Annotated in this window: 16 protein-coding genes; 8 read left to right on the top strand and 8 right to left on the bottom strand. The window is 37.3% G+C overall.

Translation table 11 applies throughout. From position 1 onward, the window contains the following. Positions 1–258: 258 nt before the first annotated feature. Both ACSBFT_RS04225 and ACSBFT_RS04220 read right to left on the bottom strand, forming a co-directional pair. Positions 259–2,460, bottom strand: coding sequence for a hypothetical protein (locus ACSBFT_RS04225; RefSeq protein ID WP_489603659.1), 2,202 nt, complete (start codon positions 2,458–2,460; stop codon positions 259–261). 2 nt (positions 2,461–2,462) lie between these two features. After that, positions 2,463–3,665, bottom strand: coding sequence for a sialidase family protein (locus tag ACSBFT_RS04220; protein WP_489603658.1), 1,203 nt, complete (start codon positions 3,663–3,665; stop codon positions 2,463–2,465). Positions 3,666–4,189: 524 nt separating this feature from the next. Between ACSBFT_RS04220 and ACSBFT_RS04215 the strand changes: the two genes are divergently transcribed. From ACSBFT_RS04215 to ACSBFT_RS04185, 7 genes are all read left to right on the top strand, one after another. Next, the gene (locus ACSBFT_RS04215) at positions 4,190–4,729 is read left to right on the top strand and encodes an RNA polymerase sigma factor (protein WP_489603657.1); all 540 of its coding nucleotides are present in this window, start codon (positions 4,190–4,192) and stop codon (positions 4,727–4,729) included. 348 nt (positions 4,730–5,077) lie between these two features. After that, complete coding sequence (locus ACSBFT_RS04210) at positions 5,078–8,473, top strand: SusC/RagA family TonB-linked outer membrane protein (protein WP_489603656.1); 3,396 nt, start codon at positions 5,078–5,080, stop codon at positions 8,471–8,473. Between the two features lie 20 nt (positions 8,474–8,493). Then, complete coding sequence (locus tag ACSBFT_RS04205; RefSeq protein WP_463047572.1) at positions 8,494–10,128, top strand: SusD/RagB family nutrient-binding outer membrane lipoprotein; 1,635 nt, start codon at positions 8,494–8,496, stop codon at positions 10,126–10,128. A 135-nt stretch (positions 10,129–10,263) separates the two neighbouring features. Further along, a complete protein-coding gene (locus ACSBFT_RS04200) occupies positions 10,264–11,553 on the top strand; it encodes a hypothetical protein (RefSeq protein ID WP_463047573.1) in 1,290 nt (429 codons plus the stop codon). Between the two features lie 20 nt (positions 11,554–11,573). Continuing rightward, positions 11,574–12,926 carry a PhoPQ-activated pathogenicity-related family protein gene (locus ACSBFT_RS04195; protein WP_489603655.1) on the top strand — a complete coding sequence of 451 codons (1,353 nt, stop codon included), beginning with the start codon at positions 11,574–11,576 and terminating at the stop codon, positions 12,924–12,926. 47 nt (positions 12,927–12,973) lie between these two features. After that, positions 12,974–13,171: a hypothetical protein gene (locus tag ACSBFT_RS04190; RefSeq protein WP_463047575.1), complete on the top strand. Its 198-nt coding sequence runs from the start codon at positions 12,974–12,976 to the stop codon at positions 13,169–13,171. After that, on the top strand, positions 13,158–14,009 hold the full coding sequence (locus ACSBFT_RS04185) for a glycerophosphodiester phosphodiesterase (RefSeq protein ID WP_489603654.1): 852 nt from the start codon (positions 13,158–13,160) through the stop codon (positions 14,007–14,009). The genes ACSBFT_RS04190 and ACSBFT_RS04185 overlap by 14 nt, the downstream gene beginning before the upstream one ends. 235 nt (positions 14,010–14,244) lie before the next feature. Here ACSBFT_RS04185 and ACSBFT_RS04180 read toward each other — a convergent pair whose 3' ends face one another. Then, complete coding sequence (locus tag ACSBFT_RS04180) at positions 14,245–15,549, bottom strand: photosystem II biosynthesis protein (RefSeq protein ID WP_489603653.1); 1,305 nt, start codon at positions 15,547–15,549, stop codon at positions 14,245–14,247. A 145-nt stretch (positions 15,550–15,694) separates the two neighbouring features. On the opposite strand from ACSBFT_RS04180, the gene ACSBFT_RS04175 reads away from it, so the two are divergent. Then, positions 15,695–18,364 (top strand): glycoside hydrolase family 2 protein, encoded by a 2,670-nt coding sequence (locus ACSBFT_RS04175; RefSeq protein WP_489603652.1) that lies wholly within the window; start codon positions 15,695–15,697, stop codon positions 18,362–18,364. An 18-nt stretch (positions 18,365–18,382) separates the two neighbouring features. Here ACSBFT_RS04175 and ACSBFT_RS04170 read toward each other — a convergent pair whose 3' ends face one another. The 5 genes from ACSBFT_RS04170 to ACSBFT_RS04150 form a co-directional block, all read right to left on the bottom strand. Continuing rightward, positions 18,383–19,540, bottom strand: coding sequence for a XylR family transcriptional regulator (locus tag ACSBFT_RS04170; protein WP_463047579.1), 1,158 nt, complete (start codon positions 19,538–19,540; stop codon positions 18,383–18,385). Then, positions 19,533–20,789: an MFS transporter gene (locus ACSBFT_RS04165; RefSeq protein ID WP_489603651.1), complete on the bottom strand. Its 1,257-nt coding sequence runs from the start codon at positions 20,787–20,789 to the stop codon at positions 19,533–19,535. The genes ACSBFT_RS04170 and ACSBFT_RS04165 overlap by 8 nt, the downstream gene beginning before the upstream one ends. Before the next feature lie 31 nt (positions 20,790–20,820). Next, positions 20,821–21,648 (bottom strand): ROK family protein, encoded by an 828-nt coding sequence (locus tag ACSBFT_RS04160; RefSeq protein WP_463047581.1) that lies wholly within the window; start codon positions 21,646–21,648, stop codon positions 20,821–20,823. A 548-nt stretch (positions 21,649–22,196) separates the two neighbouring features. After that, entirely contained in the window at positions 22,197–23,285 is a 1,089-nt protein-coding gene (locus tag ACSBFT_RS04155) for a DUF2652 domain-containing protein (RefSeq protein ID WP_489603650.1), read from the bottom strand. Positions 23,286–23,785: 500 nt separating this feature from the next. After that, positions 23,786–25,300 carry an FMN-binding glutamate synthase family protein gene (locus ACSBFT_RS04150; RefSeq protein WP_489603649.1) on the bottom strand — a complete coding sequence of 505 codons (1,515 nt, stop codon included), beginning with the start codon at positions 25,298–25,300 and terminating at the stop codon, positions 23,786–23,788. Between the last annotated feature and the right edge of the window lie 2 nt (positions 25,301–25,302).

The following is a 25,302-nucleotide window of genomic DNA, read 5'->3' as shown; positions in this document are numbered from 1 at the left end:
CAATTATTAAACCCATTCATTCCACTTTAAAACTCATTGCGATTCACCAATGCATAGACCGGGTTAAACAAAAAGGAGGCCATCTCCCTAATAAGAGATAGCCTCCACTTTTTTAGAATAATTCAAGTTCTACCTGTGGTAAAACTCACTCAGAACTTTTATTCAGATACTACTCCCACCAATAATAACCTATCACTATCAACATATCCAGCAGAGTGAAGTAGAAATGACGACATAGATAAGACGCCAAAGGCCACATTATTTCTGCGGAGAACTAATAACCCCTAGATATCTTCCCATCCAATAAGGCAAAAGCCAAATGTCGCCAGCACTGTACTCTAAAGTTCCGTTTTGACCAACTCTATCTAGTCTAAACATATTACCATTATGTCTTTGTATGGGTCTTTCATCAGGTGGAAGTACCTCTTTGGTAGTCTGTGTTCTAAAATTAGGAGCCAAATTATCAATGTCTTTTCTATGACTGTTACTTATGTCCCAACCTATGAGGTCAATAGGATGCTCTCTAAGATACCAAGCAGCCTCATCCAAATCAAAATTTGGTGTGCCCGTTATGGCCGTAAAAATATTCCAAGCTCCTTCTTTTTCTGGTCTTTCGGCTTCCCAATGGTCTATAATGGCCTTTTTATATTTGGCTTTCAGGGCTTCATCAAAAGCATAGCGATACAGACCCCAGTATCCCACAAAATACATTTCATCGTCAGAGTGATTCCATGCATCTGAGAGCATTTTACTTTTATCATCAGAACCCTCTCCTGCCGAAGCAATTTCTTTCATTGAACGCATCAAATTTTCCAAATAACCATGCTTGTACATCAGTTCCAAGGCTTTCTCTTTGTACTTCTCTTTTTTGGTAAAGTGATACGCCGTTTGAAGCATCGCAATGATATTAGACGAGTTCAGTTTTCTATCGCCAATGTTTGTCGGAAAAGAATTAACATATTCTGGATTCCAACGCCCCCATAGGGTAGGTTTACCGTCAAAATCAATCAAATACATATCATTTTTAACAATATGCGACATAAGTGTATCGAGTAACACAATAGACCTACGTTTCATATCAGGATCTGGTATAAATTCGGCCATAGCTCCAAAAGCAAATACATGACCAATCACCTCATCACTACTCGTGGTAGATTTCCAGTCCCACTCAGGGTCTGAGGCATGTTGCCAACGTTCCGGATCAGAAAGTTTTTCAATAAATCCGCTACGCTCAAAAGACCTGGATGGGAAACCCGGTACGTCGTTGATAGTATATAACCTTTCCATGGCATCTAATGACTCTCTGCAATTCTCGAGTGCTTCTGGACTTTTGGTGCTGGCATATCTAAATATCTCTCCACCCATATACATGGTAGTCCAAAGTCCGTCGTTGTCGGAATCGTCTAAATATCCAGTAGAAATATTCCCTTTTTCCATACCAGTGAGCGTGGCATTGAAACCATTTCTGATATGTCGGCTTCGCACTTGTTTATCAAACATATCTGCCTTGTCGGCCAAGGTCATTTTTTTAAAGCAAATTTGGCCTAAACCTGCATCAGTCAATACCAAAACGGAACCTTCTGGACCATCTGAAATATGGATGACGTTATTGCTCGGCAACCAACGCTCTCCATTATAATAATCAAACTTACCATCTGCACGTTTTGCGAAAGCACCTTTTGATGTTCCAAACCATATTTTATCACCAATGACTTTAACCGCTGTAATTTCTGTCCATGGCAATCTTTGTTGCAGAGCACCTTGTTTTTTTGTGACAAGATTGTACTCAAAATAACCGTTATGAGTACCCACGATTAAATCATTGCCTTTGATATCAAAAGCCGTTAAATCAGAACCACTTAAAAGCTTAGAAAATGTATTGGATGGAGTTAAAAAAGTATAGACCGCCTTTTTACCTAAAATCACAAAAGTATTGGTTGAAGCTAAAAATTTAATATCTAAAACTTCATCTCCTTCTAAATTCAACTTCCAGATTGTTTGTGAATTCTTTACAAAATGCAGATTCTTTTTATCTGAAATCAAAAATCCAAAGTCGTTACCGGCTTCAAAAATAGAGGCCTTAGGTAAATCATGTTTAGAAAACAAACTTCCAGCCCAAGCATTGCTCAGAATAGCGATGTCATCCAGAAGCACAAATTGTTTCTTGTAAACGCCTAAGGCTGCTATTTTTTTAGGCTGAATGGTTCTATAGGTTTTATCGGCCAATAGAGTGCCAGGGTAAAGGAACTGGCCATCATGGGGTGTTAAAATACCTTTGTCTGAGAAAATTTTAATATTCCCGTTTCTATCAGCAAATACTTTATCGAAAGAACCCTGTCCATAATACTTAATGGCAAAGTCCTGAGCATATGGTTTGTCTAAGTAAACGGGCTTTTTAGTTTGTGCAAAAGCGATATCTAAAAAAGAACAAAATACTAAAAGTAATAGGAGTCGTTTCATAATCATTTATTTGAAATTTTAGCTGGGTTAACAACCACGTATTTAATAGACTTATTATTGTTTGGTAAATGGTGTGAGTACGTTATGTGTAATAGGCCGTCGGAAGTTTGTATTAAGCTTGGATAAGAAAATCCACCAGCATTGGGCTCTACATTTTCAAGAGCCGTTTTCCACTTCCATGTTTTGCCCTCATCGTCAGACAGAAAAAGCACAAGTCGATTTCTACCATTTGGTAAATCATTCCCAATAAATGCCCAACGGCCATCGGCAAGAGCAAGCATTTCCACGCTGGCTGTATTTGGAATGTCAGTCTTTATACTCATAGACCAAGACTCGCCAAGGTCTGAAGATTCGCTGTAATGTACCCTTGGTGGGTAATCTCCGCTGTCACGCAAAAAGGCCACCAAGTTTTTATTCTTTTTCTGAACCAAAGCTGGCTGAATAGGTCCACGCCCCACCAATGGTAAACTTGGCCTCCAAGTGGTGCCTTTATCATCAGAAATGGCCATCATTGACATATTGTAACCATCGGAGTATAATGGCAGCACTATTCTACCATTGTCCATGACCAAAGGTTTGATTCTGGTCATCCAGCCAATACTCCTTTTAGTGATGTCTTCGCTGGCTTTAATGATCATGTCATCATAACTAGGGGCATACTCTGACCATCCTTTGCCTCTATCTGGCTGTTCTTTGAGTTTTTTCACTACCTCTTTTGCAAAATCATCGCTAGGCTTTAGCAGAATATTATCTTGCCAAGTCCAATTCGGAGGACCTGGATTAAGGTAATCTGTGGTGGTTTTATACCTTAATATAGACTGCTCCCATTTATTGGCTTGAACCGCTATCCAAACCAAGTAAAGTTTTTTATCTTGATTCAAAAAAAGCACTGGATTGCAGTCTGGAATATTGGGTGTGTCTGCCATCTGAAAAGGTTCACTCCAACGTGTTTCACCTTTTTTGAGCCTTGCTCCCATTAATTGTACATCGTCGAAAGTTCGTTCACCACTACCATAAAACCACACCGCTAAAAAATCACCATTCGGCAAATTTACGATGCTGCTACTGTGTACATGTTTGGCCTGTGGGGCAAAAATAAGGTTTGAACTCACTAAGGCACCCTCCTTACTTATGGCTTGCTGGGAAACAGCACCGATAGAGGTTTGGAATAGTAAGATAAAAATCCAATTCTTATAATAATTCATTTGGCATAATGTTACATCACTAAATATGGATTAATACTTCACTTTGCACTTTTGGTACTATTCATAGATAGCGAAATATGTTTTTTTTCTTATTCACGGAGCTTCAAAAACTCAAAATATCTTCACTAAACCTCGAACATAACACTTCAACAGTAACCAGATTAAGTTTTAAGATTCATCTTATAAAGACATCAAGAAAGAGCTCTCAATATTAACTAAACATTAAGAAATCGGCCTTGTTTACTAACTCAAAGTTAAACTATAGGCCATTTGCGTAAATTGAGGATTTAATTACGCAATATGCGAATACTTATTATCAAAAATGACGCAAATTTATTATAGGATTTATCTAAACGGCATTTGAAAGTTTAGAAACTACATATAATTCTGTCATCAATCAATTGGTTTTTTGGGTATTGTAAAATTGATAAAGAAGTATAAAATGGAAATTTCAAAATGTTACTATTTGCCTTTTTTTTTAGACATTTTCAACATATCTACCTTCACCGTAATCTCTAACTACCATGGAAGCATTAAATGAAATAATTCAGAAAGTTGCCGAAGGCGATTCTAAAGCATTTACACAATTGTATGATTATTACAGAGAACCAGGACTAAGGTTTATCACCTCTATTTTAAAAGACAATGAGGAAGCCGAAAATATGCTCCAAGAAGTATTTATTAAGATTTGGAATCGCAGAGATCAAATTGATCCTGAATTAAACTTCAATGCCTATCTTTTTACCTGCTTAAAAAACATGGCTTTTGATCATTTGAAAAAGCTAAACAAAAATCAACAAATGCTAGACCAGTATTTGATAAATCTTAAAGAGAACCAAAATACAGGCGTAGATATAGAAGAAGTTAAAATAGACATGTTGCTTTCTGCCATGTCAACACTTCCTAAAAAACGAAAAATGATTTTAAAACTCGTGGTGGAGGAAAGAAAGTCATATCAGGAAATTGCCGAAATAATGCGAATTTCGAAAAACACCGTTAAAAATCAACTCGTAAAAGCCAAGCAATATTTGAGGTTAAATATGGATTTGTCCTCCGCTTTTTAAGCACCCATAAACCTCCTTATTATAAACCAACTATGAGTCAAAAAACCTAAAAATGTTAAGACTATTGTTTTCCATTTAAGGCATTTTGAATAGCCTATCGTTCACGAACCTTTCATCCAAACTCTGCTGCATAAACGCTACTTTTTTGAGCTATATCAAAAAAGTAATTATGTAGATCCTTATTACTTGATTACGAGTACGCTGTACTTTCTTCCTCCCCCTTAGTTTCCTATATAATTGGCCTCCATAAACAAAATATAAACTTTTGATATTTTAAATTATATGGAGTAGTCTTTTTTTTTACAATAAAAGTATTAACAGTATAATCAATTCTAAAATATAAACAATATGGAACTACGCTCTACTTATCATCGTATGTTACGGCGTTTATTTATTACGACCGTAATAATTGGACTTTGTTTTTCAAATGTTTGGGCACAGAGCCGAACAGTTACCGGTACAATTACAGCCGAAGAAGATGGCTCAGTTATTCCCGGAGCAAACGTGGTATTGAAAGGTACCAACAAAGGCACTACAACAAATGCAAACGGAATTTATTCGATTGCCCTAGATAATGCCAACGCTACTCTGATTTTTTCGTTTGTGGGATATAATCCCATCGAAGTGTCCGTAGGAACTCGAAGCGTAATAGACGTTTCAATGACGCTTAATGCTTCCACCTTAAATGAAGTGGTTGTGACTGCCCTAGGAATTAAAAGAGAAGAAAAATCTCTCGGTTATTCTGTAGCTAAGGTAGACGGAAAAGACATGAATAGAGTAACCACTGAGAACGTTTTAAATGGCATGTCTGGCAAAGTAGCTGGTGTTGCCATCAACTCTACGGGTGGTACAGGCTCATCGGTAAGTATGATTATCCGTGGTGCCAAATCACTTTCTAGCGACAATCAACCTTTGTTTGTGATTGACGGTGTACCTATTATCAATTCACTTAACAATGTGAGCCAAATAGGTGGCGACAATAGAGTAGATTACGGAAATGCCATATCAGATATAAATCCTGATAATATTGAAAGCGTATCTATTCTAAAGGGTCCAAGTGCAGCGGCATTATATGGCTCTAGAGCCGGTAATGGTGTCGTATTAATTACCACAAAAAATGGCTCCAAAAACAACAAGATGACCGTAAATTTAAGTACTAACACGGTCTTTGATAATCCTTATAAGTTTTTGGATATGCATAGCAAGTTCGCTACTGGAGTTTTACCTTTTACACCTACCAATAATCCTTACCCAGGTGGGGTATTATATATAGATGAAGGTTCTGCCGGAGGTTCTGGTCCTGAACTAGACAAAGGATATAATGCGGTACAATGGAATAGCCCTAAAGATGCCAATGGCAAACCGATTCCTACTCCTTTGGTTTCTTATCCAAATAATGTTAAGAATTTTGTTCAGACGGGTATTACCACTTCAAATGGTATCTCGATAGCCAATAGCACTGACTTAATCAATTATAGAGTTTCGTATTCAAACATGACCAACAGAGGTATTATTCCAAACTCTGACCTCTTCAAAAATTCATTGGCCATAAATACCTCTATGAAAGTTAGCAAAAAGCTTACTTTGACCACTGTTTTAGATATGAGCAGAAACAACTCTAATAACCGCCCTGCAGGTGAAAGAGGAGCTAATCCTCTTCAGTGGGCTTATGCTGTTTCTCCGCATATTAATATTTTAGACATGCAAGATTACTGGGTTCCTGGACAAGAGGGACTTCAACAAAAATCACAGTCCATTGGCAATTTCAATAACCCATACTTTTTGGCTTATGAAGTTAATAATGCATTTGAAAGAAATAGATTATTTGGTAACATAAAAGCAGACTATCAGCTTACTCCAAATATCAATTTAATGGCCAGATATGCCTTAGATACCTATAAAGAAAATAGAGAGACTACAATTGGTCGTAGCTACGATAAAGAACCACGTGGAGCTTATGGATTAATTAACTTAGGCAGATACGAAAGAAACGTTGACGTTTTAGCAACATACGCTAAACGTATGGAGGACTTCTCTTTATCAATTTCGGCAGGAGCTAACTCAAGAGACTCTAAATTTACGGACGTGAGCAATGCCAGTAGAAATGGTACAGGACTGATTATACCAGGCCTATTCACTTTACAAAATATTGCACCAGCTAACTTGTCATACTTCAGCAGTTTATCTCATAAAGTGGTATACAGTGCTTATGGAATGGCAAATATTGGATTCAAGGATATGCTTTATTTAGATTTGACGGCTAGAAACGATTGGTCTAGTACATTGCCAGTAGCTAACAGATCTTATTTCTATCCATCAGCCTCTTTGAGTTTCCTTGTTAACGAACTCTTCCCTGTTTCTTCTAATAACATCAATATGTTGAAACTTAGAGGTGGTATAGCACAAGTAGGAAATGACACCAACCCTTATACTTTGATCAATACCTTAGCCAATAATGAAGCTTGGGGTGGTGTAACAAGACTTTCTAAATCAGGAACTATACTTTTACCTGATTTGAAGCCTGAGATTTCTACCTCTTATGAGGTTGGCGTGGATTTGACGATGTTTAAAAACAAACTTAGATTCTCTGGAACCTACTACACTGTAGAAAACAGAAACCAGATTATTCCAACTAAGCTTCCTTCTTCAACAGGATATACCTCAAAGAATATCAATGCTGGACTTCTGGTAAGTAAAGGATTGGAGTTTAGCTTAGGCGGTACACCTTTTGATAGAAACGGATGGAGACTAGATTTAACGACTAATTTCTATAAAAACTCTACGACTATTAAGAGTCTTTCTGATGGTTTAGATTTCTACACACTTTGGACAGACGCAAAAGGTGGAGCATGGACCTACGTAGGTGAAAAAATAGGTGACATTTATGACGCGGAATTGGTTACGGTTACGGACGAGTCTTCCCCATACTATGGTTATCCTATCTTAGACAAAAATGGTTCTTGGCAGGCCATTAAAGCATCTAATACAAGATCGAAAATTGGAAATTTTAATCCAGATTTTATTTTGGGAATGCAAACATCTTTGACCTATAAGAAGATGAGTTTAAATATGACCTTTGACTGGAGAAAAGGTGGTGATTTTGTTTCTCAAACTTACAGATATGGAGAATCAGATCTTAAGTCACAAAGATTCTTGGATAACCTTATTAATCCAAATGGTTTGACGGGTGATGCCCTTCGTAATTATTTGGTAGCAAACCAAGAAGAACTGATTAAGGTCAATGGAAATAAATTTAATATCGTAGGTGGTCCTACGGAAGAATACGGTGGATATCCATTTGAATATGGTGGAAATACTTATCCATATGGCGTGTTCAATCCTGGTGTACTAGCGGTATATAATGCTCAAGGACAAATAGAAGGATATACTGAAAACCTTGGAGGAACTGGCACAAAGTATATCCCTTATGGCGACAATTACCCATGGGATTTCACAAGAGCTGCTACGTTTGACGCTTCATTTGTCAAATTGAGAGAGGTGTCATTTGCATATGATATCACAGGCGATGTAACCAAAAAGCTTGGTTTACAAAACGCATCTGTTTCTGTGTATAGCAGAAACATCATTCTTTGGACTGCTGCCAAGATAGGCATAGACCCAGAAATGGCATTCCAACCTCAAGCAGGTACACAGGCGGGTACACAGTTTAAGCAGGGTATTGAAAGATACAATGTAACCCCATGGGTAATTCCAGTTGGATTTAAATTAAATCTAACATTTTAAACCTTAAATCATTTAATATCATGAAAAAGAAGAATATTATCGTCTTATTTATATTGATGGGTTCGTTCTTTTCTTGTGAAGATCTCACAGAAGTAAATTACAACCCAAATGGTGTTCAGCCAGACTTGGTGAACCCCAACCTGATCATGCCAACAATTTTAACTGAAACGGCTAGACTATATGTTAATTATGGCTATCAGGACATCGCTGGCGTAGTGCAGCATACTCAAAAAGATGCTTGGTCTGGAGGCCATAACGATTACGACTGGGGTGGAAACCAAAGTTGGAATGCTCATTATGATATACTTAGAAACAATGCTTTATTCTATGACAGAGCGGTAGCTTTAAATCTTGAGTTTCATCAAGGTGTAGCTTTGGTAATGAAAGCCTTTAATTTTGGCCTTATTACTGACCTTTGGTCTGATGCTCCTTATACCAATGCCCTAAAAGGAGAAGTAGGCGGTTTAGAGAATATCTTACCTTCATTTGACAGCCAAGAGGTTATTTATACGGGAATATTAGCCGATTTGGAAAAAGCAAATACCCTACTCTCAAAACCAAAAGGAGAGTATACGAGTATAGTAGACAACGTAGATGTATACTATAATGGTGACCCTGCTAAATGGAGAAAAATGGCCAACTCTTTAGCCTTGAGATACTATATGCGTATTTCTGCCAAAAAACCAGACGTAGCAAAAGCTGGAATTGAAAAGATAGTTGGAAATGCAGCTCAATATCCAATAATTCTTTCAAACTCAGATGACGCCACCATGAGTTTCCCTGGAACAAGTGATGGTACTTCATGGCCAGCAAATGCTGTTTATGATGCCAGTGGAAGTAACTATAGAAGAATAAAAATGGCATCTACTTTGATAGAGACTTTACAATCGCTCAAAGACCCAAGAATAGCGGTATGGGCCAATAAAGTAGAAGTACCTTTAGTAGTAGACGCAACCTTACCAGCAGGAACGGACAAAATAGTAGATGGCAAAAGATTACTTTCTCCTGATAAAGTTGGAAATACAGTTTTAGACACAGATCCTGAATATGTGGGTTTACCACCAAGTTTCTCTGCTTTACCATCGGCATATAACCTCAATCCAACGCCTGGTCAAACGTCTTTCAATCCACATGTTTCTTTCTTAAATAGCATGTATAAGCAGGCCACAGGACCACTTTTAAAGGCTCGATTGATATCAGCAGCAGAAGTAAACTTTATCTTGTCAGAGGCTTCATTGAAAGGATGGTCAGCTGGAAACGCAAAATCTCTATATGAGGCTGGCGTAAAAGCATCTATGACCACTTGGGGGGTAGGAAACTCGTCCGCTACTTATTTAACAAATACTGGTGTAGCATATGATGGCACGCTGAAACAAATCATGGAACAAAAATGGATTGCTAGCTGGACGGCGGCCACGGAAGCATGGTTTGACTTTAGAAGAACTGGACTTCCAGCTCTTAAGGCTGGCCCATCTGCTAAAAGACAAGCTCTACCTTTACGTTTTTATTATATGCAAGATGAGTTAAACATCAACAAAGTAAACGCGAATGCAGCTCTGGATAAACTGGAAACAACAAATTTCTCTCAGGCTGACGGTAAAAATAGCCCTTGGTCAAAACCTTGGCTTGTGCAAGGAACTGGCAAACCATGGTAACGGCTTATTAACGCATTAAAATTTAGCGTATAGAATTGAGAATTAAATTGGTAGTGGATATTTTGAAGCTACCAATTTCTATCTAATTCAAACCATTCTTAAGCTGCTTTCATTCAACCTTACCATTTCTTTTCTATGCTTATATATCCCCAAAAAAGAGTCGTTTTTTACACTTTTTTGCTCAGCCTCATCTTTTTATCGTTCGGAGTATTTGCTCAAACACTTCAAGTAGGTGCAGCCAAGAGAATCATCACACCAAACCCATTGTTGCCAGTATCTGGTGGAATAGGAAAACCCAACCCTGTTACCGAAAAAAGAGGAGACCTCTTTGCAAGAGCCTTAGTCTTAGAAAACGGTGAAACCCGCATAGCCATTGTAAGTGTCGATAACTTAGGCTGGACTTCGGTATTGGGAAATAAATCTCGTGCTTTAATTAAAGGCATTCTGCCCGAAAATATAATCATAGCGGCAACACATACACACAGTGCACCGGATGCCTACGGTTTTCCTGATGAAACCGGTACATCTTATGCCGACTTAAAATATTTAGATTGGTGTGTTGCTCAGATAGCAGATGCTGTGAATGAGGCGGTCAAAAACCTTGAACCAGCTTCTCTAAAAATTGCAGTGGACGATGCCAAAGGCAAAATTGCTTATAATTATTACGCTCCGGCTCTATATGATCCTCGGTGTGGAGTGATACAGGCTATTGCAACTACAGGTAATAAAAAAGGTCAAAAAATAGCTACTCTCGTTAACTACGCCATTCACCCCGAAGTATTAGGATCAGGTAGAGGCATTCTCAGCCCAGATCTATGTGGTCCACTTTATGATCGCATTGAAAGTAAAGGTGGTGGAATGGCGATATTCTTGAATGGAGCACAAGGTGGAATGGTTACCGCAGACACCCGCTTGGAAAATGGCAAAGAGGCCAATACCTGGGAAGAATGCATAAGAATTGGTCAACTCTTAGGCGATGAGTCGCTTAGAATCATAGAAAATGCACCAACCGTTGAAAATCCTTCTATATTTTGTGTTTCTAAACAATTAGAAATATTGATAGAATCGGACATCATGCGATATATATTAAAAAAATCACCCCTGAATTACGAATTTGGAAAGGAAAACTATGTAGAAACACAAATAAATTTAATCAACATCGGTCCCGCTCAAATATTAACCATACCTGGTGAGGCTTTGCCCAATATTGGATTTTATTTGAAACGTAAAATGCCTACCAAATTTCCATTTTTATTCGGTTTGGCAAACGATGCATTTGGCTATATCCTAACTAAAGAAGACTTTAATAGTTTTAAAAGATATGAATACGTCAGTAGAACGAGCTTGGGCGAGATGACCGGCGATACCTACATCAATCAAGCTTTGGAATTAGTAAAAGAAAGTCCGAAACCTTCATCAAAATAATTACTTATAATATTTTATCTATGAAAAAAAGTGTTCTAAAATCTATATTTGGCTTATTGCTTTTGATGATCATGAGCAATGTTATTTATGCCCAAAAGATTACGCCAGAAAATGCACTGGAAAACTATATTAATAATGGCGACAAAACCTACAATTGGGAGCTAAAAGACTCTATTGTTCTGGAAAATGTAACCGCTTACCACCTACTGCTTACATCTCAAAAATGGCGTCAATACACTTGGAGACACCAATTAACGATATTCATACCTAAAAATAAACTTTACGATGGTGCCTTGCTCTTCATTACTGGAGGTTCTAACAAAGAAGAACAACCTAACTGGAGCAAATCAGATGATTTATGGCAACCATTAGCAGAAATAGCCTTAAGGAATAAGGCTGTTGTGGCACTTATTAGACAGGTCCCTAACCAACCACTCTATGGCGATTTGACAGAAGATGCACTAATTTCATATACTTTGCATCAGTTTAAACAAGACAAAGACTACTCCTGGCCGCTATTGTTTCCAATGGTGAAATCTGCCGTTAGAAGTATGGATGCCGTTCAGGAATTCACCAAACAAAAAGTCAATTTTGATGTCAATAATTTTGTAATCTCAGGGGCTTCAAAAAGAGGTTGGACTACTTGGCTGGCTTCGGCTATTGACGACAAACGTGTAAAGGCTATTGGCCCGATGGTGATAGATATGCTCAACATGCCAGCCACCTTAAATTATCAATACACCACCTATGGCGAATATAGTATCCAAATAGAAGACTACGTCAAACTTGGAATTCCACAGGGTACCGAGACAGAAGACGGCAAGGCACTTACAGCGATGATAGATCCTTTTTCTTACCGGAAAAACATGACCGTACCGAAAATGATTTTCATTGGCACCAATGATGAATATTGGACAGCTGACGCTATAAAGCACTATTTTACTGAAATACCGGGCAAAAACATGATACATTATGTGCCAAATGCAGGGCATAATCTTGGTGGAGGAGAACAAGCTTTGAAAGCCCTAAGTGCGTTTTTTGGTATTACTATTATGAACAAAACTTATCCTGTAAGCACTTGGACCATCAATGATACAAGTTATGGAGCTGAACTCTTGATTAATCCAGACCCGAATGGTCTAGTTGAAGCCACGCTATGGGAAACGACATCTAGTGATAAAGACTTTAGAAATAATTTATGGATAAGTAAAAATATCAAACTCAAAGATTTACCAAATATCAAGTTGACCCAAGCATATCCGCAAAAAGGATTTCAGGCATTTTATGTTGACATGAAATACAAAGGTCCAACGGGTGGTTCATTTACAGTAAGCACACGGGTATTTATGACCGACGGTGCCAAAGTACTGTAAAAAATAGGGAGAGCCTGTGGTGGTTTTTGAATAAAAATACAAAAGAAATGACATCGTCACGTCCAGCGTACTTAATAGATAAACTCCTCAAAAACAATATCTCGAAAGAGGAATTGGAGGAGTTGCTCTCCAATATTGGCGATACAGAAATGTCTGAAGATTATGCCATAGTACTTGAAAAGTACTTTAATCATCTTTTGAAAAAGAATAGCACTAAAAAGTTTTATAACAATGACATTTTGTAATAAAGCTGCCACTTTTGTTTCATTATTTTTCTTATTTAGCTTACAAACATCCGCTCAAAACAGCTTTAAAGTAAAAAATAGTAGTTTAGAGGCTCGTGAATATGTGCATCATTTACGAGTCTCTGCCCATAGAGGAAACTCAGAAGTAGCCCCTGAAAACACTTTAGCTACATTTAAGAAAGTTTTAGAAATTGGTGTTGATTATATTGAAATTGACGTGAGAACCACCAAAGATGGGCAATTGGTAATCTTACATGACGGAAGCCTAGACCGAACTACAAATGGAAAAGGCAAAATGAAAGATTTTACTTTAGAAGAATTGAAAGCCTTATCAGCAGGAAAAGGGTTCGGCGAGAAATTTGACTCCGAAAAAATCCCAACATTGGAAGAAACACTTTCCTTAATATCCAGGTGGAATGCACTTCATAAATCAAAAACCAACCTTTATGTGGATTGTAAGGATGTATTAGCTGCCCCCCTTATCAAAGCACTCAAAAAGTATAACTTACTTAAGAATGCCGTTTTTTATGGATCGGATGAATTTCTTTTGGCATTAAAAACTACTCATAAACATGTAAAAGTTATGCCATCCTTAAGTCATCCAAATGAGTTATTAATCAAGAAAAAAACATTGAAACCATATGCATTTGATGTTAAATGGTCGATAGTAAATCAAGAACTGGTCACTGCTATTCATAAAGAAAACATAATGGTTTTCACCGATTTACTAGGGCTTTATGATCATAGTAAAAATTATATCAAAGCCGCCGAATACAAAGTAGATTTGATACAAACTGACCACGTTAACAGCGTAAATACAACACTTATAAATCAATAGTAAATCTCTTTGTACAAACGGCATTAAAACAAACGATTAGGATTGCAAATACTACGCTTAGAATCTTAATTTAATTCGAGAAGTTTCCATAATTATGCCTCAAAGTCAAGTTGATTAGAGCCCTTAAAAAGGCCTTCTAAAACAAAAAATCCCAAGCATTAAATACTTGGGATTTTTAATAATCATTGCCTCTGCTAATTATTCTACTCTATATATCTAGTGGATTGAAAAATGACTATTCCGCTTTAACTGTTATTTCCTCTCCACCAAATCTTTTCTGTGAATGATCCATTTCTCCATGTGTATTAATGGCGACTAATGCAAAAATGGCTATCAAAAGCACAACCCCAACCAAACCAATTAGCCAAGTTTTTACATTCATTTCAACAGAAGTAAAAGAGGCCTCTGCCTTATTTATAAGTAAAATAATGATGACAAAATTGACTAAATAGAGATATTGTTCAATACGATAAGTACTCAAAAACGCCCCAGTAATAAGCCAAGAAAATATGATATAAATAAAGAAAAGACCGACAAACAAAATCTTGATTTCTGAGTATGGGAACTTGCCTGTATTTAAAGCTTTAATTCTCCTATAATAAAACACTGAAAATGCTAAAATTAAGACCAAAGAGAGCCACAGGGAAACAGTGACTCCTAAACTTAAATCTGAAAAGTTGATTTTTTCAAGCATAGCCGTGATTCGTTCCGAATTAAAGCTTTGCTGCCACACTATGAATGGAATAAGCAATGAAACACCTAGTAAGGACAGAAATTCATTATTGCTTGATACTTCTTCTACTTCATTTTCCTCCCACTTTGCGGTAAAAGCTCCATAAGCCATTCCCAAGCCACCAAAAAATCCTAAAGAATATTCCATTACATTCCAGAAATTAAAATCTATTTCTGAAACACGACCAAGGACATGAAGAAAATTACCAAAAGCGAAGCCAAAGCCACCGCCTAATCCTGCAAAAACAGCGACACGCAATGGTGCATATTGCTTATTTCTGATGAGATGTGATGTAAGTGCAACGGCCATTCCAAAACAAATGGCCCAATGTTCTGCTCTTGGAGGTGTCATATTCCAGCCAAATTGCTCAATCATAAAAAAATAAAAAACAAGGCCACTCACCACCATTTCTACAATCAGTCTGGACCACTTCACTTCTGTTTTTTTAGGATTTAAAAGTGCAAAACCGAAAAAACCTCCGCCAATAAAACCGTAAAGCCCACCTATAACGAAGAGCATCAATAGACCATAAAAGACATTAACAAAATCGGTGGCACGACCATAGCCTACTACCATTCCGTAGCTCATCATACCGCCTAAGCCCCAGCCAACGGCACCTGCAAGCGTAACGGAGAAGGCTTTCGAAAGCCAATCCTTTCGTTTTGAAACTAACAAAATACTTAATGTACCAATAGCACCCGCCCATGCTGCACCTTGCTCGTGACCAAACTGACCTCGAATAGCCCAAGCAGTACCTAAAGACATGCCTACCAAAACCATACTAAACCACAATTTCTTATCTTTCATCTGATTTTTATTGTTAATTTCATTGACCTTTGATACATATACTTTAAGATGTCACTTTTAGGCTATTTCCAAATTAAAAACACATTCTAAATAGCCCAATTAGATGTTTCTGGAGTAAACTTTACATACGGTATATACAATCATTATGACAAAAACTGTTCGTTTGCTTTATCTGGCTTCCATAAGCTTTATCCTTGTTAGTTGCAGCTCCAAAATAAAAATCGGGGAAACCATATTAAGTAAAGGTTGGACGATAGCACCTACTGCAGGTATCTCTGCAAATGGAGAAACACTTTCTTCCAATGTTATAGACTCTGAAAAGTGGATAAAAACTACCGTTCCCAACACCGTAATGGGAGCATTGGTGGAAGCTGGCAAATATCCAGACATTTTCATGGGTGATAATTTGGCGAAAGTACCTGCCGAGCAGTTTGAATCATCTTGGTGGTTTAGAAATACGTTCAATCTTGATGATTTCGACAATAAAACTGAACATTTAAAACTACTGATAGATGGAATAAATTATAGTGCAAACTTTTGGTTGAACGGCAAACAAATAGCCCATAAAGACTCCTTATTTGGAGCATTTAGGCAATTTGAACTAGATATTTCTGGGCAAGCCAAATCTGGTGAGAACATATTAGTAGTAGAAATATTCCCGCCACAAGTCCGAGATTTCTATATGGGTTTTGTGGACTGGGCTCCTACCCCACCCGACCACTACATGGGTATTTTTAGAGAGATTCGACTAAAGCGTTCGGGAAAAATATCCATTGACGCCAGTTTTGTTGCACCAGATGTAAACACCATTGACTTAAGTAAGGCTTCAGTAACTATAAGTGTGGAAGTAAGCAACCACAGTGAGGAAACTAAAAATGTAGAACTAAATGGTAAAATTGAAAATATATCTTTCCAAAAGAAAGTCATACTTCAAGCACATGAGAAAACCGAAATAAAGTTTAGCCCAGAAGAATTTCAACAATTAAACATAAGCAATCCGAGACTATGGTGGCCAAATGGACTCGGAGAAGCAAATATGTATAGTTTAGAAATGCAATTGACCGAAAATGGAATAGCCCAAGACCAACAAAACACAAAATTTGGTATTAGAAAAATAGAAACTTACCTCAACCCAAAAAACGTTCGTGGTTATAAAGTAAATGGAAGAGAAGTGTTGATAAAAAGTGGAGGCTGGGTAGATGATCTATTCTTGAGATTCATGCCAGAAAAAGATGCCGCACAAATCAGGTATGTAAAGGAAATGAATCTAAACTCACTCCGGTTTGAAGGAATATGGGGTAATAACCAACACATCTACGATTTATGCGATCAAAACGGCATATTGTTGATGGTCGGATGGAGCTGTCAATGGGAATGGCCTGATTATCTTGGAGAAGTATTAGAGAAAAGTGAAGGCGACGAAAACTTACCTATAAATGAAGATGTAGCCAAATATGGCATCAAACTTAGCCCTGATGAGGAAACCTTGTTGTCTGACTATTTTAGAGATCAAGTAAAATGGCTACGAAATCACCCAAGTATATTTACTTGGGCGGGCGGAAGCGATGCCATGCCAGCACCTTCCTTAGAAAAAAAATACTTACAAACCTTAGAAAAATACGACCCAACGAGACCGTTTTTGATTTCTTCTGGTGATTTTGAAAGTTCTATTTCGGGTAAATCTGGTATGAAAATGTACGGCCCTTATGAATATGTGCCACCCATTTACTGGTACGAAGACAAAGAGCTAGGAGGAGCGTATGGGTTCAATTCTGAGGTAGGGCCTGGACCGCAGATACCACCCATTGATGCTATTAAAAAGATGATACCAGCGGATAAACTTTGGCCCGCCGAAAACGAAATATGGAATTATCATTCTGGTCGAAAAGATTTCAATACTTTGGGCGTTTATTTAAAAGCCCTAAAAGCCAAACTTGGCCAACCCAAGGACTTAGAAGACCTCGCTTTTAAAGCACAAATAATGAATTATGAGGCCATTAGACCAATGTTTGAGTCGCATGTAATGAACCGACCAACCTCCACGGGCGTGGTGCAATGGATGCTAAATTCTCCTTGGCCTGAGTTTTATTGGCAATTGTACGATTATTATTTAATGCCAACAGGTGCATATTATGGTACAAAAAAGGCTGCAAATCCAGTATCCGTTATGTACAATTATTATGATCACTCCATACACTTGAGTAACGATACTCAATTAGATTTGAAAAATATAACCGCTCAAATAAAGCTTTTCAACTCCAAATCTGAAGTGGTATTTGAAAAAACTTTAACAACAAATTTAGATAAAAACAGCACCTTAAACGCCCTTAAAATCCCAGAACTTCAAGGTAAAAATCAAGTATACTTTTTAGATTTAAAACTCAAAAAAGGAACAGAAGAGCTCATTGCCGATAATTTCTACTGGCTAGCCACTCAACCGGACCAAATGGATTGGGACCAGAAATTTTGGTTTTATACTCCGCAAAAACAATATGCCGATTTCACTTCACTCAATAATTTGCCAAAAACTAAAATTGAAGCAACAAAAAGAATTTCAAATACTACTGATGAATACGAGATAACACTAGAATTAACAAACCAAAGTAATAAAATCGCATTCTTTATAGAGGCTGAGTTGATCAATTCTGATTCACAAACTGCCGTAGTACCCGTCTTTTGGTCAGACAATTACATCTCTATTCCACCAAAAGAAACCAAAACTTTAACTGTGAAATGCTATAAAAAAGACACTGGCAACAAAGAACCAAAAGTCAGCATCAAAGGATACAATTTGGAAAACGTAATGGTAAAGTAATGCTTCGGAAAAAAAACATTATGCCAAAAATTGATTTCGATATTCGCTGGGAGTACAACCTTTGATTTGCTTAAATTGTCTTGCAATATTCTTGGTATCTGAAAAACCCAACTCAAGAGCAATTTCGAAAACACTTAAGTCTGTTTCAAGCAATTTCTGACTCAATTTCTCTATTCTCAAATTAAAGATATATTTGTAAACAGGATAGCCAGTCATATCTAAAAAACGTTTTTCCAGAGCCCTTCTTGACAATGGGACTTGCTTTACAATATCATCCACCTGCAGCTTTTTATCTATATTCTGATGAATATACATTAAGGAGGTTGCTATATGTTTGTCGTTTGTAGAATAAATATCAGTGGATTGGCGTGTGATAACCTGCGTAGGCTTTACTATAATGTCATAATGAGCTGATATGTCATTTTCCATCATTCGGTGCAAAAGCCTCGCAGCATCGTATCCACCCTTTTCTGTGTCTTGCCCTATGCTAGAAAGCGGAGGATCCGAAAAAGAACAAATCATCTCGTCGTTGTCTACCCCTAAAACAGCCACCTCCTCGGGAATTCTGATACCAGAATGACGACAAGCTTCCGTAATATGCTGCCCTTGGTTATCGTCACAGGCCATTAAGGCGATAGGTTTGGGTAAAGATTTGAGCCATTGACTTAGTGAACTTGGCCTGTAGTACCAAACTTCGGAAGAGCGAGCCTTAACATGCTCAAAATAGTGAACTTTATGACCACTCTTTACTATTTTTTCTTCAAAACCCTCTGCCCTTTCTCTTGACCAAACAATATCTTTAAAGCCATAAAAAGCAAAATTTTTGAAGCCTTTCTTTAGAAAATAATCGGCTCCCATTTTACCTGCTTCCTTGTGTGCACCGGTAATATTAGGAATTTCATTAAATCGCTCCTTAAAATCCTGAGCAATTACTGGGATTCCTGCTTCTATAAACTTCTCGATACCTGGCTCATTATAAAGTTGCCCAATGATACCATTTGCTCCCCATTCAATGGCCCATTCTAAAATCCCATCTAAGCCAATGGTTTCTCTCTGAAAAAGCGGCATTCGACAAAAAATCCATTGACCGTTTTCTTTTGAATATTTAGCAATACCTTTTAACAGGGCCTTGCTATATTCTTCAGCAAAATCGATCAATAAAATAATTTTATACATGAAAGAGTTCTTTCCAGCTTTTTATGGTTGAATTAGTCACTAAGGGTTTGGCCCAAAAACCAATACCTAAAATATAACCTAAAGTTACCAACAAAAACAACATGGCCATACGTAATCCGACAAGTTCGCCCAAGCCACCAATAATCAAAGGCACAAAAGCACCTCCAGCTATGCCGGTGCAAAGAATACCTGAGAAAGTACCGTGGTGCTTAGCTACGGAATTAAGAGCCAGTGAGACGACTATAGACCACATCACCGAAGCAAAAAAACCAGTGAGAGGAAAACAAATCAAAGCCCAATTAAGCGGACCAAACAATCCTAAGAGCAGAGCAACGATTGCACCTAAGGAAAAGAATATCAATACCTTACGACTATCAAAAATCTTCAGCAATAATAGTCCTAAAAAACAACCGATGGTGAGCAACCCCCAAAAATAGGAAATAATACTCGCTCCCAAAGTAGCTGGATCTACACCGTGATACTCTTGAAGAAATTTGGAGGTCCAATTGGCAATTCCTTGTTCTGTGCCCACATAACAGAAGATACCTATAAAAAACAAGATCACTTTTTTGTCCTTTATCAATTCACGAAATGCATTTCCTGTGTCAATTCGCTCATCTTCTGCCAGCTCCACCTCCGGAAACTTTATAGATTTTATAATTAAAATCATCAATAATGCGATAATCGCAAATACCCAATATAAAGAGATCCAAGTTAAATTTGCTGGCACTATGTTATTCATCGTTTCAATGATAAAATTGCTTGGCTGGCCTACATGTACATGCTTAACAAAATAAGAATAAAGCATAGGACTAAGAAAAGATGCTCCCCCAAAAAACAACTGAGCCATAACCGAATTGAAGGCAAAGTTTACACCTCCACCAGCCACACGCAACAGTGGGTTTATCACCACCTGAAGCATGGCCATGCCAGTACCAATAATGAATAAAGAAAGTAATGCTACTGGAAAAATAGGGACTAAAGCAAAAAATAATGCTCCTATGAAAGCCAGAAAAAATGCCAATAGCAGCACCTTCTTTTCCTTATATTTTTCAACCAAAACACCTGCAGGTATGGAAGCAACGCCATAGGAAACAAAAAACGAAAAAGGCAGAAAACCTGCTAAACCAAGACCAAGATCAAAACTATTTAGTATATCAGGAATAATTGGACCCAGAATATTACTCAAAAAAGAGATAACAAAAAATATAAAGAAGATAAGGACGACTATAAATGTATTTTTTCGCATTGAATTTTGGCTAGATTTTACAATAGTTTAATTACCTACTCAGTGCAGCAGCACCTAGTAGAGCAATGTTATCGTTATTGGATTTAAATATTTTAATTTTTTTCAAAGATTCAGGAAATTCGAAATCCTTTAAAGCTTCATGCATGGTGTTTTCAAAAAATGAAAAGGCATGGCTTATTGAGCCCCCCACCACCACCACTTCAGGGTCATACGTGTACATAACAGCCTGAATAGCAGCCCCTAAATGCATACCAAATTCAGCATAGGCATCCAATGCCCACTTATGGCCTCCTTGAGATGCAATAAATACCTCGCGAGCATTAAATCCAAAATTCCGCTCAAAAAATGAGTTTCCTAAATAGTATTCATAGTTTTTTTCAAGGTATTTCAAAAGTCCAATTTCACCTGCACCGGTATTGAAACCTTTATAGAGTTTATTATCAATGATTATACCTCCACCAAGACCCGTACCGATGGTCAAACCAACTACTGAAGTATAGCCCTTAGCTTGCCCAAAAAGATGTTCGCCAAGTGTAAAACAATTGACATCGTTGTTGACAAAAGTCGGTAGATTAAATTCATCTTCAAGTATGTCTTTTAAGGCTACTTTTTCCCAAGAAGGAATATTGGTTACATTATATACTATGCCTCTTTCTGTATCTACTACAGATGGAACCCCTATACCTATTTTACTAATTTTTTTGGAAACATGAGGCCTAATGAGGTCTTTAAGTTGTTTCAGCGTAGAAGACAATGAATCCTTTTGGTACAATAAAGCCGTATTCTGCTCGAGAATTAAACCCTCGTTTGCTATTCCAACCTTTATTTTAGTTCCCCCTAAGTCAACCCCTATATTCATGGTCAAATTGTTAGATTAGCAAAATATTTCAAATCAAAACCCAACTGTATTACTCCGATTTTAATGAAAAATACTATTAAGAAATTGTAAAATTTAATAATCACCTTCGATTGCTTAACGAGTAAGCTATGGCACCTCGTTGCCAAAAAACAAACTATAATAGACTCAAAGTCTATTCTTTTCTACTCAGACGGAAAATCAGCCTAAATAATTATAGTATTTTCACATGGATTGTTGTGATGCACTAAATGTTCGCTTAACATTATCATCTGTAATATTCCCGGTGCTCCAACAACCAAAGACTATTACCAGGAAAAGACAAGCCCATTATCTTTTCTTTAATACGGAGAATTCTATACGTAACTTCTGCTATGAGCGACCTTTCAACAATCTAACCAATTGAATTATTGACGGCAAAGTGAGTTTATATCTAAGCATAATGACCACAAACAAACGCCAATATTCCCGAAATCAAAGTCTCGTTCAATGCCAGGCATATTAAATCTTAGAAAAAGTTTTGTGAACGGGTCACAGTTAACATATTAGCCCTATGCATTTACCTGTTCTTGTAGCTTTTCCAGTCCAGTTTGTTCGGCTAAAGCCTTAAGGTCGATTAAGCCTTTAAGAATACTCCTCTTCATAAACAATCTCAGGAGGTACTTAGCCCATCCTCTGTATTTTTTGAATGTTGCAAAAAGGGTAAGTTCTATATTGGTACCTGTTTCTGTTTCCGTGAATACGTAAAAATTATCTAGTTGACTTGCAAATGGAGCAGATTTCGTTCTCTCTGCATAAATAAGTGGCTTTCTTTCTTGGCCGGTATCCAATGTCTCAAACGCTACAATATCACCATTAATGACACATAGGTGCGTGGACCCTGCCCGATTGACTCTATCCTTCTCATAAGAAATGGAATCTACCCCTTTATTCCATAGATGGCGATAAGCAAAATTACTGGTGATTTCATGCACGTCGTCAAGCGATGCTGCAATATCGATTTTGAAATTCAATAGCTCAACTTTTGATTTGGTTACTTCGAACTTAGGGATGGCTGAAACCTCTGACCGAAGCGGGCTCATATCAATCGCCGAATACTTATAAGGACCAAAATCATATTGAGTTTCATAATGCTTGACATCTTCAGAGCCAGAAAATAATCCTAAAGCGGAAGTTGTTTCATTAGACAGTAGTAAATATTCGCTGTTCTGAATATCATTTTTCAAAAGTCGATGAACTTTAACTACCTCGGGACCATATGGTTTCTTTCTACCGGCTACTTCTATAAAATCAATTGGAGCTATGTGTACAACAAACTTTAGGCTCAAGCTGCTGGCTGTAAGACAAGCTCCACAATCACAAATCCTTCTGTGCTTATAAAGTAACAGATGTTCGTGGAAAGCTAAGAACATTTTTTTGGCCTGAGTCCAGACATCTTCAATGGTAGACGCACTCTGTAATTTATACAGAAAAAGAGCATCGCCTTCTATTTCTGCCAATTCCAAATTCAAGGTATTCTTAGCCAATATGACCTCCAATAATTCTGAAACAATATGACGACTATGCTCTACGTCCGTATGATTGATAAATTTGGTATAACCACTTATATCAGGAATAAAAAGTAGGGCATTTTGGCTCATATAACTATTTATTTGGAACGTTTAAATATTCTTCAGATCAAGAGAATACTTGGTTATTTATTCTGCTTGTTATAAAGTTCTCGCATTTACATACCCAAAAGTTCTCATTAAGAGGATTCATAGGTAAGAACGTAAAATTACAGCAAAACGATTGAGAGTGCCTAGAGCATTCCTTTTAAAAAAGTAACGTTTCGCAATATCAAAACGCTTCCAGGGAATCTTTCAAAAAAGACTATTGAGCTTTATGGCATATTAGGGATGCTTTTAAGCTCCAGATGGGTCAAGAGAAGAAAAAACAACATTTAAAATCAATTCTTGACGAAGGTTTCAATAGGCAGGCATTCTTGTCATAAGTGAACCCATTCATTGACGAAGAAGACCCAACTTTTGTGCTTGACCCAATGTTTACGACTTAATTAATTTGAGTTTTAGATAATCTGAAAGTTGTAATGTTTCTTGAAGCATTGCCTTATAAATCCATTCGTATTTCGTTTCACCTCCTACCTAACTGCGGTAGGGTATATCTCGCTATAGTTCATCACTTCTGTCATACTGATTCTTCGATTGATATGTGATCGATTCAATTCAGATAAGTTTCTGATTCCTGCAGCCCCAACCAACTCACTAAAACTTTGCAAAGTAGCATGATGAAAATTTGCTACTCGTACGGCTTTATCAGGAACATTCAAGCCTTTTATTAAGGATTTATTTTGTGTGGCAACACCTACGGGACAAGTATTTGTATTACACTGTCTAGCTTGAATACAACCTATGGCAAGCATCATTGCTCTGGCACTATTTACCATGTCTGCACCTAGAGCCAGCATTCGGACAATATGAAATCCTGTAAATATTTTTCCAGAAGCAATTAACTTAATATCCTTTTTTAAATCATAAAGCATAAGCGTATCATGAGCAAAGGCCAGTCCCTCTCTTAAAGGCATACCGATAGAGTTAGAAAATTCTATTGGTGCTGCACCAGTACCACCTTCGCCTCCATCTATTGTTATAAAATCTGGTTTAATACCCGTAGAAACCATTGCTTTGCAGATATCAATAAATTCTTGCTTTTTGCCTATACATAACTTAAAGCCAATAGGTTTACCTCCAGACTTATCTCTAAGTAACTTTATAAAATCCATTAATCCTTTTGCAGATGAGAATGCAGCATGTGAAGGCGGAGAATTTACATCTGTATGTGGTTTAACATCTCTTATTCTCGCAATTTCTTCTGTGTTTTTAGCGGCTGGTAAAATACCTCCATGACCTGGTTTGGCACCTTGAGATAATTTTATTTCAATCATTTTCACACTATCCAAAGTCGCTTTTTTAGCGAATGTGTCAGGGCAAAAATTTCTATCATGTGTTCTACATCCAAAATAACCTGTACCCACTTGCCAAATTAAATCTCCTTCACCTTCCAAATGAAATGGACTAATTCCTCCTTCTCCTGTATTATGAGCGAAACCTCCTTTTTTTGCACCTTTATTCAATGCTAAAATGGCATTTTTACTTAAGGAGCCAAAGCTCATAGCAGAGATATTTAATAAACTAGCGTCATACTTTTTTTTACAATCTGCCCCACCCACAAGTACTCTAGGAAGCGGATTAATATCTTTATGGTCTACAGCATATAATGAATGATCTATCCACTCATATCCAGCTCGGTAAACATCCATTTGAGTACCGAATGGTGCTGTATCGTTTGCTTTTTTGGCTCTTTGATAGATTAGGCTTCTAAACATTCTATTAATCGGTGCCCCTTCCGTATCTGTTTCTACAAAATACTGCATTATTTCAGGACGGATTTTCTCCAAGAGGTATCTGAAATTTCCGATTACAGGAAAATTATTTTTTATCGAATGTTTGGTTTGAAGTATGTCGCTTATCCCTAATAAAATAACAGGACCTATAAATACTAAAGTCCAAATAATTGGTTTCCAGACTATGTAAACTCCTGCTACTACAAGAAGTAGCATTATTGACAGCAGGATAAACTTTTCTCTTATTTTCATTT

Source organism: Arcticibacterium sp. SM2516, from assembly GCF_057914865.1.
The sequence above is the reverse complement of the archived record's forward strand: the minus strand, read 5'-3'. Positions and strand labels throughout refer to the sequence as shown.